Here is a 14,654-nt window from a genome sequence, read left to right as displayed (position 1 = left end):
GCGGCCCGGCTGGCGTCAGAAGTCGATCTGCGCCGACAGCAGGAAGGTGCGCGGCGCGGAGACCGTGGCGTACGAGCCGCTGGCGATCCAGAAGTCCTTGTTGAACAGGTTCTCGATGTTGGCGCGGAACACGACGGCGCGGCCCAGGATCTCGGTGTTGTAGCGCGCACCGATGTCGTAGCGCGTCCACGAGGGCAGGCTCAGCGTGTTGGCCGCGTTGAAGGCCATCGACGACGTGTGGATCACGCGGGCGTTCAGGCTCAGGCCGCGCACCCACGGCGTGTCCCAATCCACCCCGAGGTTGAAGGTGTGCTTCGGCACGCCGTTGGCCTCGTTGCCGTCGTTCACGCCGCCCGCGGTGCGCTTGAGGGTCGCGTCGTAGAACGTGGCGCTGGCCATCATGCGCAGGCCGGGCATGGCTTCGCCGAAGGCCGACAGTTCCAGGCCGCGGTTGCGCTGTTCGCCGTCGAAGCTGTAGATCCGGGTGTCGGGATCGGTCATCGAGTTGGGCCGCGTGATCTGGAACACCGAGGCGCTGGTGATCACCTTGCCCCAGTCGACCTTGACGCCCGCCTCGTACTGCTTGGACTTGTAGGGGGCGAACACCTGGCCGGCGTTGGCGGCGGTGGCCGGCGCGATGCCGCCGCGCGTCAGGCCCGAGGTGAAGTTGCCGTACAGCGACACATTGGAGACGGGCTTGAACACGATGCCCGCGACCGGCGAGATCGCGCTTTCGTCATAGGCGCTGGTGCGCGCGCCGGTGCTCGTCGAATAGTTGTCCAGCGCGACACGCTGGTTGCGCAGGCCGCCCGTGATCAGCAGGGTGTCGTCCGCGAAGGACAGCGTGTCGGTCAGCGTGTAGCTGGTCAGTTCCGTCTTGGACGCCTTCTGCGGCGCGCCGCGGTAGGCGGTGACCGGGGGCAGCGGCGCGGGGCGGTAGATGCTGGACGGGACGCCGGGGCCCGAAGACGTCACATAAGCGTTGCCGGACTCCTGGTCCAGGCGCGTGGCGGACAGGGTCACGGTGTGGCCCACACCCCAGGTGTCAAAGCGGGCGCGCAGGCCCACGTCGCCCGTCCAGGTGCGCGAGTACGAGTCGTAATAGGCGTTCGACACCGTGAAATTGCCCAGCGCATCCGCGGGACCGGACGGGAAGGTCTGCTCGGCGGTGCCGTAGCGGTAGCCGGTGGCGCCGTAGACCATCAGGTGATCGTTGATGTCGTATTCGAGACGCGTGGCCACGGTCGAATCGTTCAGCTTGAGCTTGGTGCCGGGGTAGAAATTGCGGTGGCCGGACGGCGGCGACGGCAGCGACGTCACGTTCGACTGGAAGCCGATCTGCGGCCGGAAGTTGTCGATGTCTTCGTGCTGGGTGTAGGCGTCCAGCGACCAGCGCAGGCGGGGCCCGCGGTAGTCCAGCGCCAGCGCGCCGATCCCTTGCTCCTGCTTGCCGTCGTCGATATTGGTGTGGCCGTTGTTGTAGACGCCGTTGACGCGGATGCCCCATTCATTGTTTTCGCCAAAGCGGCGGCCCATGTCCAGCTGGCCGCCCAGTTGCGACTTGCTCTGGTAGGTGGTGGTCAGGCGAGTCAGGGGCTCATCGCCAGCGCGCTTGGTGACGACGTTGATGCCGCCGCCGATGCTGCCGCTGGGGCCGATGCCGTTCATCAGCGTGCCGGGGCCTTTCAGGACTTCCACGCGCTCCATGATGGCGGCGGGCATGCGGCTGGCCGACGCGAGGCCGTACAGGCCGTTCAAGCCCACGTCACCGGCGGCCACCGAAAAGCCGCGGATCTGGAACTCGTCGGAAAAGCCGCCGCTGGCGGTCGTCGTGCGCACCGAGGATTCGTTGATCACGACGTCGGCCAAGGTGCGGGCCTGCTGGTTCTCCAGCATTTCGGCCGTGTAGTTGGTGGTGCTGAACGGCACGTCCATCACGTCGCCGGTGCCCAGCACGCCCAGGCCGCCGCCGCGCGCCACCTGGCCGCCCGCGAAGGGGGCCGGCAGGCGGGGATCGGCGGCCGACGCGGTCACCGTCACGGCGGGAAGCTGGGTGGTCGCGATGCCGGCGCCCGCGGGGCGGTCCAGCACGTAGCTGCCGTTCGACTGCGGCAGGACCCGGATGCCGGTGCCGGCCAGCAGGGCGTCCAGCCCGGCCCGCGCACCGTAGTTGCCGCGCAGCCCGCTGCTTTGCAGGCCGGCGGTGACTTCGGGCTTGAACGACACCACGATGCCGGCCTCGCGTCCGTAGCGGCCCAACGTGTCTTCGAGCGTGCCTGCCGGGATGTTGTAGGCGCGGGCCGGGGCGGCTTGCGCGTAGGCGGCCACCGGGGCCGCCAGGACGGGCGCGGCGAGCAGGGCGCCGGTGGCGATGCGTCCGGCCAGACGCGCCGTGGCCGTGCGCCGCAGGAAGTGGGGGGACTGGCGCTTGGGCGCCCGGACGTGATTCATGTGCTGGCCTTTCGATGGGTAGATGAGGATTTCTGTGTTCTCACCAGCCATGACCCGCGGCGACGAAAAACGGATCAGTTTTCCAGCGGTTTTTTTGTAACAGCGGCTCAGGCCCGCGCCGCGTCGGGTCCGGGGATCAGGCGCAGCCGCCTGCCGCCCCAGAGGCGGGTATGGGCCTCGACCCGGATGTCCAGGGTGGCGCGCAGCGCGGCCAGCACCTTGTCGATGTCGTTGACCGGGAACGAGCCCGACAGCCGCATGCCGGCCACGGCCGGGTCGCAGGACAGCGAATCCCGGCAATAGCGGCCGAGCTCGGCGATGAAGTCGTCCAGGCGCATGGCGCGCGCCACGATGAATCCGTCCTTCCATGCCAGGCGGTTTTCCTCCGCCGGGGAGGGGGCGTCGACGCCGTGCGACGAATAGTTCGCGCGCAGGCCCGCCTGCAGGGTCAGTCCGTGGCCGGCGTCGTCGCGCGGGCGGATCTGCACGGCGCCCTGGTAGACGCCCACCTCCGTCGACGCGTCCAGCAGGCGCACGGTGTATTCGGTGCCCAGCGCGCGCGCCGTGCCGTGGCCGGTTTCGACCAGGAACGGGCGCGCTTCATGGGCGGTGGCGACCAGGATTTCCCCCGCGATGAGGGCCACGCGGCGTTCGGCCGCGCTAAAGCGTACGTCGATGGCGCTGTCCGTGTTCAGCGCCAGCCGCGTGCCGTCCGGCAATATGAGGTTGCGGCGTTCGCCCACCCTGGTGCGATGATCGGACGTCCACTCGCGCCAAGGCGTGTACTGGCCGGCGCTCCAGGTTGCGCCGCCCGCCAGCGCCAGGACGCCCATCGCCTTGAGCGCGCGCCGGCGATGCGGGGCTGCAGGGGCGGACAGGGCCGCGTGCGCGATGGCGGCGCTGGCCGGACAGACCAGCGGCTGCAGTGTGCCGCGCACGGATTCGATGCGCAGCCAGGCGCGCTCGTGGTCGGGATGCGCGGCGCGCCAGCAGGTCCATTCGCGCACCGTTTCGGGCGCGACGGCGTCGGCCTGCAATTCCACCAGCCATTCCAGGGCGCGCTGGGCGACGGCGGGGGACAACGTGGACGCGTCGCGGGTGCTGCGGTACCAGGGAGAAGCGCTCAAGGTCGGCTCATCCCGTGAAGGAAAGATCGGCAAAGCAGCAGCGCTGCAAGGCCTTGACGAGGTAGCGCTTGACGGTTGGGATGGAAATGCCCAGCGCGTCGGCCACCTGGGCATGGGTCTGCCCTTCCAGTTGCGACAGCAGGAAGGCCCGGCGCACCAGGGGCGGCAGCCCGTCGAGCAGCCGGTCCAGTTCCAGCAGCGTCTCCAGCACGATGGCCCGGTCTTCGGGCGACCAGTGCACCGCCTGCGGCGCCTGGGCCAGCGCGTCCAGATACGCGCGCTCCAGTTTCTCGCGGCGCCAGTGGTTGGATAGCAGGTGCTGGGCGACCGTGGTCAGGAAGGCGCGAGGTTCCGACAGCGTGGCGGGCACGCGGTCGCTGCTGAGCAGGCGGATAAACGTGTCGTGCGCCAAGTCCTCGGCCTGATCGGCGTTGCCCAGGCGACGGCGCAGCCAGCCCCTGAGCCAGGAGTGGTGGTCGCTATAGAGCGTTTCGATGGAGGAGGGGAAGGCGCATCCCGGCGTACTCAAGATCCAACCTTTTGATCAAGCCGCCGGCGCCTCGGGTGACGAAACGGGACAACTGCTCATGCGAATTGCGGAAATAGTAATTGTTATTATTACCGAATCCGGGAGGGGCTTGTCAAATTGTTGCCGGATACGCCCCGCTGGTCTGTGAAAACGCCTGCTGCGACGCCAGGTACGCATCGCGCGAGGGAATCAGGTGATCCCGGCACACCGTCATCAACGCATCGCGGTCTCCGTCGCGCAGCGCCTGGATCATGGTCCAGTGCTCCTGGCGGGCGCGTTCCCGGTGTCCGGCAGTGACCAGCGAGCCGAAGCGGATCGGGTGGGTGCGGCGCGCGTATTCTTCGATGGCCTGGCCCAGCACCGCGTTGTCCAGCAGGCTGAAGAATTCGTGGTGAAAGCGCTGGTTGCTGCGGAAAACGCCGCGGGCGTCGCCGGCGGCCACCGCCGCGTCGTGCTCGCGCTGCACCGCCACCAGCGCCGCCAGCCGCGCTTCGGGCACGGGCAGCGGCATCTGGCTGGCGGCATGCACTTCCAGCACGGCGCGCAGCGCGTAGAGTTCCATTACTTCGCGGACCGAGAAATCGCGCACCACCGCGCCGATGTTGCGTTTTTTCTCGACCACGCCCAGCAGTTCCAGGTCGGCCAGGACCTGCCGCACCGCATGCCGCTTCATGCCGAACCGCGCCATCAGTTCGTCCTCGGTCAGGCGTTCGCGCGGATGCAGCCGGCCGAAGACGATGTCTTCTTCCAGGACGGCCACGGCGGACTGTATGGCGTCGGGGGCCTGCTCCTGCAAGGCGTCGGGCGTGATGGCGTTCATGGCTTGAAGGGGCTGCTTACTTCTTGGGTACGGTGTCGTTCGTGACGCCGGCGCGCAGGAAGTCGAAGTCCACGCCCTGGTCGGCCTGCGTCACGGTCTGCAGGAACAGCTTGCGGTAGCCGCGCTCGGCCGTGGGCCGGGTGATCGGCTTGGCCGCCGCGCGCCGCGCCAGTTCGGCGTCGTCCACCAGCAGCGCGATCTCGCGCTGGGCCACCGACAGGCGGATGCGGTCGCCGTTCTGCACGTAGGCCAGCGGCCCGCCGATGGCGGACTCGGGCGTGACATGCAGCACGATGGTGCCGGCCGCCGTGCCGCTCATGCGGCCGTCGGAAATCCGGACCATGTCCTTGACGCCCGCGCGGGCGAGCTTCTTGGGAATCGGCATGTAGCCCGCTTCCGGCATGCCCGGCGCACCGGTGGGGCCGATGCGCTTGAGCACCAGGATGTCGTCGGCGGTCACGTCCAGCGCGTCGTCGTCGATGCGCAGGGCCATGTCCTCGGCGTCCTCGAACACCACGGCGCGGCCTTCGTGCTCCATCAGCTTGGGGTTGGCGGCAGATTGCTTGATGATGGCGCCGCCGGGCGCCAGGTTGCCGCGCAGCACGGCAAGGCCGCCCACCGGATAGATGGGCGAGGCGGCCGTGCGGATCACGTCCTGCTTGAAGGCGGGGGGCGCGGCGTCCAGTTCTTCGCCCAGGGTGCGGCCCGACACGGTCAGCGCGTCCAGGTGCAGGAAGGGGCGAAGTTCGCGCAGCAGCGCGGGCATGCCGCCGGCGTCGTGGAAATCTTCCATGTAGTGCTGGCCCGACGGCTTCAGGTCCACCAGCACGGGGGTTTCGCGGCTGATGCGGTCCAGGCCCGCCAGGTCGATGTCGATGCCCAGGCGGCCGGCGATGGCAGTCAGGTGGACGATGCCGTTGGTGGATCCGCCGATGGCCAGCAGCACGCGCAGCGCATTCTCGATGGACTTGCCCGTCAGGATGCGGTCGGGCGTCAGGCGCGACGCCGCCATGGCGACGGCGGTGGCGCCGGTGCGTTCCGCCACGCGCACGCGGTCGGCGGTGACGGCAGGGGCGGACGCGCCGCCGGCCACCATCATGCCCAGCGCTTCGGTGATGCAGGCCATGGTGCTGGCGGTGCCCATGACGGAACAGGTGCCGACGCTGGCGACGAGCTGGTTGTTGACGTCGGCGATCTCGACGGCGTCGATTTCCTCGGCGCGGTAGCGGCCCCAGTAGCGGCGGCAGTCGGTGCAGGCGCCGACGCGTTCGCCGCGATGCGAGCCGGTCAGCATCGAACCGGTGACGAGCTGGATCGCGGGCACGCCGGCCGAGGCCGCGCCCATGAGCTGCGCCGGCACGGTCTTGTCGCAGCCGCCGATCAGCACAACGGCATCCATGGGCTGGGCGCGGATCATTTCCTCGGTGTCCATGGACATGAGGTTGCGCAGGTACATGCTGGTGGGCTGCGAGAAGCTCTCGTGCACCGAGATGGTGGGGAAGTCCATCGGCAGGCCGCCGGCCAGCATTACGCCGCGCTTGACGGCTTCGATCAGTTGCGGGGCGTTGCCGTGGCAGGGGTTGTAGCTGCTGCCGGTGTTGACGATACCGATGATGGGACGCGCCAGCGCGTCGTCCGACAGGCCGGCGCCCTTGATGAAGGCCTTGCGCAGGAACAGCGAAAAGCCCTTGTCGCCGTAGTTGGTCAGCCCGCGGGCCACGCCCTGCGCGGTGGCGCTGTCGCTGTCAAAGGGGCCCTTGGCGGGCTTGCCGCCCTTGGTCTCGTCCGTCATTTTCAGTCCCGATAATATTATTGATAATCCAGGGCAGACATCATATCCAGCCCTTCGCGGTGGCGGCAAGCGGTTTCTCCCGCCTTTCAAATTGATCGTTTTTGTAGATCAGTCGATAGAAAAATGTTGATTCTTCAATCAAGCCAGGCCTCCTACACTGGCGCCGTTGACGAACCGGGCGTCCGTTCATTCCTATACCCATCCCGGCTGGAGATACCCACATGTCAGACCTGCGTCTGCGGCCGCGCCGCGCCGTTCTGTTTTCCCTGCTGGCCCTGTGCGCCGGCGTGTCCGCCCCGGCGTTCTCCGCCGACGCCTATCCCGACAAGCCCGTACGCCTGATCGTGCCCTATCCGCCCGGGGGCGCGACCGACGTGATCGGCCGCGTGCTGGCGCAGGAACTGACCGGCGCGCTGGGCCAGACCGTCGTCGTCGAGAACCGCGCCGGCGCCGCCGGCAACATCGGCGCCGACCAGGTCGCCAAGGCGCAGCCGGACGGCTACACGCTGCTGATGGGCGCGCTGACCAGCCATTCCATCAACGCCGCGCTGTACCGCGGCCGCGTCACCTACGACGTGGAAAAGAGCTTCGCGCCGGTGTCCATCGTGGGCACGGTGCCGCTGGTGTTCGTGGTGAACCCGTCGGTGAAGGCGAACACGCTGTCCGAGTTCATTGCGCTGGCCAAGTCCAAGCCCGGCTTCATGACCATGGCCTCGGCCGGCAACGGCTCGCCCCAGCACCTGGCCGGCGAAATGTTCAAGCGCATGGCCGGCGCCGACATCCTGCACGTGCCCTACAAGGGCAGCGGCCCCGCCATGACCGACCTGATGGGCGGCCAGGTGCTCAGCATGATCGAAACCGTGCCGGCCTCGCAGGCCAACATCAAGGCCGGCAAGCTGCGCGCGCTGGCGGTGACCTCGTCGCAGCGCGTCGAGGCGCTGCCGGGCGTGCCCACCGCCGCGGAGGCAGGCCTGAAGGACTTCGAGGTCAGCTCCATGTTCGGCATCGTCGCACCCGCCAACACCCCGGCGCCGGTGATCGAACGCCTGAACAGCGAACTCAAGAAGATCCTGGCCAAGCCGGAAGTGAAGACTTCGCTGCTGAATCAGGGCGCCATCGCCACCTGGACCACGCCGGCTGACGCCAGCGCGCGCGTCTCGGCCGAAGTGGCGCGCTGGACCAAGGTCATCGACGAGGCTGGCGTCAAGGGCGAGTGATATCCCTGCGCCGGCGCGCTTTGCGCCATTTACGCCACACGCCGGAAATCCTCCAGGGATTCTCCGGCGTTTTCGTTCATACGAGGTTTGAAAAAAACGAAATATTAGATTTGCGATTCGGACTTGTCGCGCTTGAAACTCCGCAGTATTTCAAAGGTTTGCATAACTCAGGCGAACCCCTATGCAATAAATTGCAATATGGGTTTTTCGGACCTCAATAATGTGGTTGACCCCAAATTAAGGAGAACGTAATGTGCTTTGCGGGCCTTAGGACGGCGGGGGGATACCAATGACTGAGAACCAGGACGAAAAGTCGATCCTGCACACGCATTTCGGTACGCATAGCCCATATTGGCGATTGTCCGCCGACAGCGACGCGATTGAACTCGCCGCCGTCAAGGGCGCCACCAATATCGCGATGGCGCTGCGCCCGGACCAGGCGGAGGCCGTGCGCGGGCTCACCGGCATCACATCCAGCGTGCGGATCGACATTTCGCTGTATGGCGAACTGCTGCACCTGCATCTGGTCGGCCGCAAGATCAATCCCAACGAATGGGCCGGCACGGCGTCCGCCCATACCGACACGGAATCCGTCGCCAAGGACCTGGTGGAAGGCCTGTCCTTTGCCGAAACGGTGGTGTCCGAGGCCAATTCGGTCATCGTCATCGTCGACCAGAACGGGCGGGTGCAGCGCTTCAACAAGCTCAGCGAGGAATACACCGGCAAGCGCGAACAGGACATCGTGGGCCGCAGCGTCTTCGAGATGTTCATGACGCGCGAAGAGGCCGTCGCCTCGCGGCGCAATATCGCCGAGTTCTACAAGCGCGGCCAGTCCTATGAAGTCGAGCGCACGATCAACACGGTCAAGGGCCCCCGGCTTTTCCTGTTCCGCAACAAGTTCGTCACCAGCGGCAGCGGCGAAAAGCGCGTCTACCTGATCTGCTCCGGCACCGACATCACCGAAGAGCGGCAGGCCCAGGAGCGCCTGCGGGTGCTGGCCAACACCGACATGCTGACCAACCTGCCCAACCGCCACGCGATCACCTCGCGGCTGAAGTCGGCGCTTGCGGCGGGCCGGGAAGGGCGCGGCGGCGTGCTGTTCCTGGACCTGGACAATTTCAAGCGCATCAACGACCACTATGGCCACGGCTTCGGCGACCGCCTGCTCAAGGCGGTGGCGGTCGCGATTTCCAATTGCCTGTCCGACGGCCAGACCCTGGCGCGCCTGGGCGGGGACGAATTTATCGTGCTGCAGGAAGAGGCGCAGGCCTGGCAGCTCGAAGCCACCGCGCAGCGCATCATCGAACGGCTGCGCGAGCCCTTCCGCCAGGGCCTGATCGAGGTCTACACCAGCTGCTCCATCGGCATCGCGATGTACCCCGACCATGGCGCCGACCTGGACAGCGTGGTGCGCAGCGCCGACATCGCCATGTACGTGGCCAAGGAAGCGGGCCGCCACACCTATCGCGTGTTCCAGCACGATATGGACCGCCGCAATGCGGACTACGTGTGGCTGGACACCAATCTGCGCAAGGCCCTGACCGAGAATCACCTGATGCTGTACTACCAGCCCAAGCTGGCCGGCCGCACGGGAGAGGTCGACAGCGTGGAGGCCCTGGTGCGCTGGCGCTCGCCGGAGCGCGGCATGGTCGGGCCCGACACCTTCATTCCCTACGCCGAGGAATCCGGCCTGATCTCGCCGCTGGGCGTCTGGGTGATGCGCGAGGCCGCCCGGCAGGCCGCGGCCTGGAAGCGCGACGGCCTGAACATCCGCATCGCGATCAACATGTCGGCCCGCCAGCTTGACGACAAGGGCGTGGTCAGCGAATTCATGCGGGCGATCAGCGACGCCAGCCTCGATCCCTGCCTGCTTGATATCGAACTGACCGAAAGCTGCCTGATCGACGACGAAGGCGCCGCCATCGAACTGATCAAGCAGTTCCGCCAGCTGGGCGCGCGGGTCCACCTGGACGACTTCGGGACGGGCTACTCCTCGCTATCGCAGCTGGCGCGCATTCCGCTGGACGCGATCAAGCTGGACGCCAGCTTCGTGCGCGGCGTGAACGAGAATCCGGTGTCGCAGGCGCTGGCGCGCGCCATCGTCGCCGTGGCGCGCACGCTCGAGCTCAAGGTGATCGCCGAGGGCGTCGAAACCCAGGAAGAAACCGCGTTCCTGGACACGCTGGGCGTGGACGCCAAGCAAGGCTATCTGTACGCCAAGCCCATGCCCGCCGAAGCGTTCACCGCCTGGCTCACGCAGCGCCGCCGGCTGCACCTGATTGCCTGACGCAACCGGCGGCGCGCCGCCGGGTCAGTGCATCGTGGCCACTTCCCCGGACTCCGTGTTGACCGAGCTGCGGCGGTTCTGCGCAATCACCAGCCGCTCCATGTAGGCGCGGTCCTTGGGGTCGATCGAGAACGCGGCCTCGACCCAGTCTTCGGTAATGTCCATCAGTTCGGAGCGCGACAGGCTCAGCACGCGCTGGCGCGCCCGCAGCATGGCGCGCATGCCGTTGAGCTTGGGCCGCATGACGTCCATGAACGTGCGCGTGGCCTTGAAGGCGTCGCCCGGCTCGAACACCACGTCCACCAGGCCGCGGGCATGGAACCACTCGGCGGTGTGCGACTCGCCCGAGCCGATCAGTTCTTCGGCCAGCTTCATGCCCGAGCGCCGCGCCACCAGCGAATAGCCGCCCATGCCGGGGAACAGGTTGAACGCCATTTCCGGGAAGCCCATGCGGGCGTTGTTCTGCGCCAGCACGAAGTGGTGGGCCAGCGCGGCCTCGAAGCCGCCGCCCAGCGCGGTGCCTTCGATCATGGCCAGCGAGATGGCGCCGGTGTCGAAGCCGCGCGTGGCGGCATGGACGCAGTCGACGCAAGCCCGGGCGTAGGCCCGGAGCGCTTCGCGCTTGCCCGTGCGGATGGCCTCGGCGAAGAAGTTGAGGTCGCCGCCGACGTTGTAGATCTGCGGCACCAGCGAGCCCGTGACCCAGAAGTCGATGGGCAGGCCGGAATCCTTGGCGGCGCGCGCCAGGGTCATGATCTCGTCGATCAGTTCCAGGTTAAAGCACGGGCGCGGTTGCGCGCGCAGCATCATCCACATGACGCGGCGTCCCTCCTCGTAATACGCGGAGATCTGCTTCAGATTGCCTGCTGCGGTGAAGGGATGGCAGTCCGGATGAATGAGTTGATTCATTGCTTTCGTCCAATCGATCAAGGTGAGTCGGAGTACTGCCGGGTCAGGCTAAACCACACCTTCCGGTCTCCGTCTCATGCAAACCTCGTCCAACTGGCCAGACTTATCCGTAAATCAAAGTCCCGAGCGCGCAAAGCGGAATTTTGAGAAACGGCGTTGACGCCTCCCCCCATCAGTCGATGCCGCCATGGGTAGAACGGATGAGGGCTTCAATGAACTCGCGCCGCGCGGGGCGGCGCAAGAAACGCCCGCCAGGACTGGCGGGCTCGTGCGTAGGGATGAGCAGGCGGCGCGGCGCGGCGGCCGCGCGCGAAAAAAAATCAGGCGACGCCGCCGTTGGCGCGCAGGATTTGGCCGTTTACCCAGCCGCTGTCGGGGCCCGCCAGGAACGATACGATGCCGGCGATGTCCTCGGGCTCGCCCAGTCGTTCCAGCGGGGGCATTTTGGCGTAGTGCTCGATCAGTTCGGGACTTTTGCCCTTGAAGAACAGCGCCGTGGCGACGGGGCCGGGCGCCACCGCATTGACCCTGATGCGGCGGCCGCGCAGTTCCTTGGCGAAGACCTGGGTAAAACTCTCTACGGCCGCCTTGCTGGCGATGTAGACCGAGTAGCCGGGCAGGTTGAGCGCGACGGTGGTGCTGGACACGTTGACGATGCTGCCGCCATCGGCCAGACGGGCGCCCGCCTCGCGCAGGGTGTTGAAGGTGCCGCGGGTGTTGATGTCGAAGGTCTGGTCGTACAGTTCGTCGCTGGTATCGGCCAGCGGCTGCACCTGCAAAACGCCGGCGCTGTTGACCAGCACGTCGATCCTGCCCAGGCCGGCCTCCACGGCCTCGAACATGGCGCGCACCTGCGCCGGCTTGGAAACGTCGGCGCGCACGGCCAGGGCGCGTCCGCCGGCCTGGCGCAGTTCGTCGGCCAGGGCGTCGGCCTCCGCTGCGCTGGCGGCGTAATTGATGGCGACGGCAAAGCCGTCGCCGGCCAGCCGGCGCGCGATGGCGGCGCCGATGCCGCGGGAGCCGCCGGTGACGAGGGCGACGCGTTGGGGGGCTTGGTCGTTCATGGGGTTCTCCGTTAAGTGGATGACACGAATGATCGACTATTCCGGCGCAAAGATAATTACCCTTGATTTGCTAAGATAATTTCATTTGCTTTAACAATGGCCGGGGCGGGGATGGATCGTTTCGAGGAAATGCGGGTGTTTGTGCGCATCGCGGAGCGCGGTAGTTTTTCCAAAGCATCCGAAGATCTGCGGATCCCGCGGGCCACGGTCACCAACCTGATCAAGCGCATGGAGGCCCGCCTGGGCGCGCGCCTGCTGGAGCGCACCACGCGCCAGGTGCGGCTGACGCACGACGGCGAGGCGCACTACCAGCGCTGCGTGCGCCTGCTGGCGGACCTGGAAGAGGCCGACGGCGCCTTCCTGGACGCCGCGCCCAAGGGCCTGCTGCGGGTCAACGCGCAGGGCACGCTGGCCCGCTTCTTCGTCATGCCGGGGCTGCCGGACTTCCTGGACCGCCATCCCGGCATTGCGCTGCACCTGGGCGAGGACGACCGTTTGGTGGACCTGGTCCGCGAGGGGGTCGATTGCGTGCTGCGCGCGGGCGTCCCGCAGGACTCCACGCTGGCGGGCAAGCGCATCGCGCTGATGCCGCAGGTGACAGTGGCCAGTCCGGCCTACCTGGCGCGCTTTGGCGTGCCCGCCAGCCTGGACGACCTGGACGGCCATCGGGCCGTGGACTACGTGTCCAGCGCCACGGGTCGCGGGGTGCCGCTGGATTTCACGGTGGACGGGCGCAATGTGCTGGTGCGGCCGCGTTCGGTGGTCAGCGTGACGGGCGCCGAGCTCTACACCAGTGCGGCGCTGGCCGGCCTGGGGCTGGCGCAGGTGCCGCGCTACCGCATCGAGCGCGAGCTGGCAGCCGGTCACCTGCGGATCGTGCTGCCCCACGCGCCGCCCGCGCCCATGCCGGTGTCGGTGCTGTATCCGCAGAACCGGCAGGTGCCCGCGCGGGTGCGCGTCTTCACGCAGTGGCTGACCGGGGTGTTCGCCGCGGCCTTCGATCAGACGATGCCGGTCAGGTAGAAGACGGCGATCACCAGGAATACCGACAGCGTCGATATGACCGTGATGGCGAAGATGTCGCCGTAGGATTGGCGGTGCGTCAGGCCGGTAACGGCAAGCAGGGTGATGACCGCGCCGTTGTGCGGCAGCGTGTCCATGCCGCCGCTGGCCATGGCGGCCACGCGGTGCAGCACATCCATGGGTATGCCGGCCGCCAGCGCCCCGTCGATGAAGGTCTGCGACATTGCCGCCAGCGCGATGCTCATGCCGCCCGAGGCCGACCCCGTGATGCCGGCCAGCGTGGTCACTGCGATGGCTTCGCCCACCAGCGGATCGGGAATGGCCTTCAGCGCCTCGGCCACCAGCAGGAAGCCCGGCAGCGCCGCGATGACGCCGCCAAAGCCATATTCCGCCGCGGTGTTCATGGACGCCAGCAGCGCGCCGGACACCGCGCTCTTGCTGCCTTCGGCGAAGTGCGCCTTGATGGCGCGGAACGAGAACAGCAGGATGGTGACGATGCCGGCAATCAGCGCGCCCATCACGGCCCACAGCGCCACCTGTTCCTCGGCGCGCACGGGCAGGGGCTTGGGCAGGCCGGGCAGGTCCACCACGGAGCCGGCCGGATACCAGCCGGGGATCCAGCGCGTCAACAGGTAGTTCATCACGCCCACCACCACCAGCGGCAGCAGCGCGATCAGCGGATGGTGGTCGCGCTCGCTGGGCGGCGTGGCGGGCTCATTGCGCAGGTCGGTGCCGTAGGTTTCGCCAGCTGCTGCGGCGCGCTTGCGGCGCCATTCCAGGTAGGCGATGCCGGCGCTGAGCGTGAACGCGGCGCCGATCAGCCCCAGCCAGGGCGCGGCCCAGGTCGTGGTTTCGAAGAACGTCGTGGGAATGATGTTCTGAATCTGCGGTGTGCCGGGCAGGGCGGTCATGGTGAAGGTGAATGCCCCTAGCGCGATCGCGCCCGGCATCAGCCGCTTGGGGATGCCGCCCTGGCGGAACATCTCGGCGGCAAACGGATAGACCGCGAACACCACCACGAACAGCGACACGCCGCCGTAGGTCAACACCGCGCACACCAGCACGATAGCCACAATGGCGCGCTCGGCGCCGATCAGGCGCAGCACCGCCTGCACGATGGCGCGGGAAAAGCCGGAAAGCTCGATGAGCTTGCCGAATACGGCGCCCAGCAGGAACACGGGGAAATAGAGCTTGGCGAAGCCCGCCATGCGCTCCATGAAGATGCCCGAGAACACCGGTGCAAGGGCGGACGGGTCGGTCAGCAGGACCGCGCCCATGGCCGCGATGGGCGCGCACAGAATCACACTGTAGCCGCGATACGCCGCCAGCATCAGGAACGCCAGCGCCGCCACCACGATGAACAATCCGGTCATTCGATACTCCAGGAATGAAGAGGCAAGGGGTGAGGGGCCTACACCTTACCGCACACCTGAAT

11 protein-coding genes are annotated in these 14,654 nt (G+C 67.4%); 3 read left to right on the top strand and 8 right to left on the bottom strand.

Going from position 1 to position 14,654, the window contains the following annotated elements:
* Nucleotides 1–15 precede the first annotated feature (15 nt).
* The 5 genes from KYC_RS09890 to KYC_RS09870 form a co-directional block, all read right to left on the bottom strand.
* Complete coding sequence (locus KYC_RS09890) at nucleotides 16–2,451, bottom strand: TonB-dependent receptor (RefSeq protein WP_008161528.1); 2,436 nt, start codon at nucleotides 2,449–2,451, stop codon at nucleotides 16–18.
* Nucleotides 2,452–2,558: 107 nt separating this feature from the next.
* A complete protein-coding gene (locus KYC_RS09885; RefSeq protein ID WP_008161526.1) occupies nucleotides 2,559–3,578 on the bottom strand; it encodes a FecR domain-containing protein in 1,020 nt (339 codons plus the stop codon).
* 7 nt (nucleotides 3,579–3,585) lie between these two features.
* Entirely contained in the window at nucleotides 3,586–4,107 is a 522-nt protein-coding gene (locus KYC_RS09880) for a sigma-70 family RNA polymerase sigma factor (RefSeq protein WP_008161524.1), read from the bottom strand.
* 112 nt (nucleotides 4,108–4,219) lie between these two features.
* The gene (locus KYC_RS09875) at nucleotides 4,220–4,927 is read right to left on the bottom strand and encodes a GntR family transcriptional regulator (RefSeq protein ID WP_008161522.1); all 708 of its coding nucleotides are present in this window, start codon (nucleotides 4,925–4,927) and stop codon (nucleotides 4,220–4,222) included.
* Nucleotides 4,928–4,943: 16 nt separating this feature from the next.
* On the bottom strand, nucleotides 4,944–6,719 hold the full coding sequence (locus KYC_RS09870) for an IlvD/Edd family dehydratase (RefSeq protein ID WP_008161520.1): 1,776 nt from the start codon (nucleotides 6,717–6,719) through the stop codon (nucleotides 4,944–4,946).
* A gap of 221 nt (nucleotides 6,720–6,940) precedes the next feature.
* Here KYC_RS09870 and KYC_RS09865 point away from each other — a divergent pair, with 221 nt between their 5' ends.
* Nucleotides 6,941–7,936, top strand: coding sequence for a Bug family tripartite tricarboxylate transporter substrate binding protein (locus tag KYC_RS09865; RefSeq protein WP_008161517.1), 996 nt, complete (start codon nucleotides 6,941–6,943; stop codon nucleotides 7,934–7,936).
* A 289-nt stretch (nucleotides 7,937–8,225) separates the two neighbouring features.
* Nucleotides 8,226–10,223: a cyclic di-GMP phosphodiesterase gene (gene pdeR / locus KYC_RS09860; protein ID WP_008161516.1), complete on the top strand. Its 1,998-nt coding sequence runs from the start codon at nucleotides 8,226–8,228 to the stop codon at nucleotides 10,221–10,223.
* A gap of 24 nt (nucleotides 10,224–10,247) precedes the next feature.
* Here pdeR and KYC_RS09855 read toward each other — a convergent pair whose 3' ends face one another.
* Together KYC_RS09855 and KYC_RS09850 are read right to left on the bottom strand one after the other, a co-directional pair.
* Nucleotides 10,248–11,132, bottom strand: coding sequence for a crotonase/enoyl-CoA hydratase family protein (locus KYC_RS09855; RefSeq protein ID WP_008161513.1), 885 nt, complete (start codon nucleotides 11,130–11,132; stop codon nucleotides 10,248–10,250).
* Between the two features lie 320 nt (nucleotides 11,133–11,452).
* A complete protein-coding gene (locus tag KYC_RS09850; RefSeq protein WP_008161512.1) occupies nucleotides 11,453–12,196 on the bottom strand; it encodes an SDR family oxidoreductase in 744 nt (247 codons plus the stop codon).
* Between the two features lie 111 nt (nucleotides 12,197–12,307).
* Between KYC_RS09850 and KYC_RS09845 the strand changes: the two genes are divergently transcribed.
* Nucleotides 12,308–13,219, top strand: coding sequence for a LysR family transcriptional regulator (locus KYC_RS09845; RefSeq protein WP_008161509.1), 912 nt, complete (start codon nucleotides 12,308–12,310; stop codon nucleotides 13,217–13,219).
* Here KYC_RS09845 and KYC_RS09840 read toward each other — a convergent pair.
* Complete coding sequence (locus KYC_RS09840) at nucleotides 13,198–14,592, bottom strand: GntP family permease (RefSeq protein WP_008161507.1); 1,395 nt, start codon at nucleotides 14,590–14,592, stop codon at nucleotides 13,198–13,200. The genes KYC_RS09845 and KYC_RS09840 overlap by 22 nt on opposite strands.
* Between the last annotated feature and the right edge of the window lie 62 nt (nucleotides 14,593–14,654).

It is taken from the genome of Achromobacter arsenitoxydans SY8 (assembly GCF_000236785.1).
GTDB classification, from domain to species: domain Bacteria; phylum Pseudomonadota; class Gammaproteobacteria; order Burkholderiales; family Burkholderiaceae_B; genus Achromobacter; species Achromobacter arsenitoxydans.
Note: the sequence above shows the minus strand (reverse complement) of the source record. Positions and strands in the feature narration are given on the sequence as shown.

Coding starts and splice junctions, on each gene's coding strand:
- KYC_RS09890 (WP_008161528.1), bottom strand. CDS start 2,451: ATGAATCACGTCCGGGCGCCCAAGCGCCAGTCCCCCCACTTCCTGCGG.
- KYC_RS09875 (WP_008161522.1), bottom strand. CDS start 4,927: ATGAACGCCATCACGCCCGACGCCTTGCAGGAGCAGGCCCCCGACGCC.
- KYC_RS09870 (WP_008161520.1), bottom strand. CDS start 6,719: ATGACGGACGAGACCAAGGGCGGCAAGCCCGCCAAGGGCCCCTTTGAC.
- KYC_RS09865 (WP_008161517.1), top strand. CDS start 6,941: ATGTCAGACCTGCGTCTGCGGCCGCGCCGCGCCGTTCTGTTTTCCCTG.
- pdeR (WP_008161516.1), top strand. CDS start 8,226: ATGACTGAGAACCAGGACGAAAAGTCGATCCTGCACACGCATTTCGGT.
- KYC_RS09855 (WP_008161513.1), bottom strand. CDS start 11,132: ATGAATCAACTCATTCATCCGGACTGCCATCCCTTCACCGCAGCAGGC.
- KYC_RS09850 (WP_008161512.1), bottom strand. CDS start 12,196: ATGAACGACCAAGCCCCCCAACGCGTCGCCCTCGTCACCGGCGGCTCC.
- KYC_RS09845 (WP_008161509.1), top strand. CDS start 12,308: ATGGATCGTTTCGAGGAAATGCGGGTGTTTGTGCGCATCGCGGAGCGC.
- KYC_RS09840 (WP_008161507.1), bottom strand. CDS start 14,592: ATGACCGGATTGTTCATCGTGGTGGCGGCGCTGGCGTTCCTGATGCTG.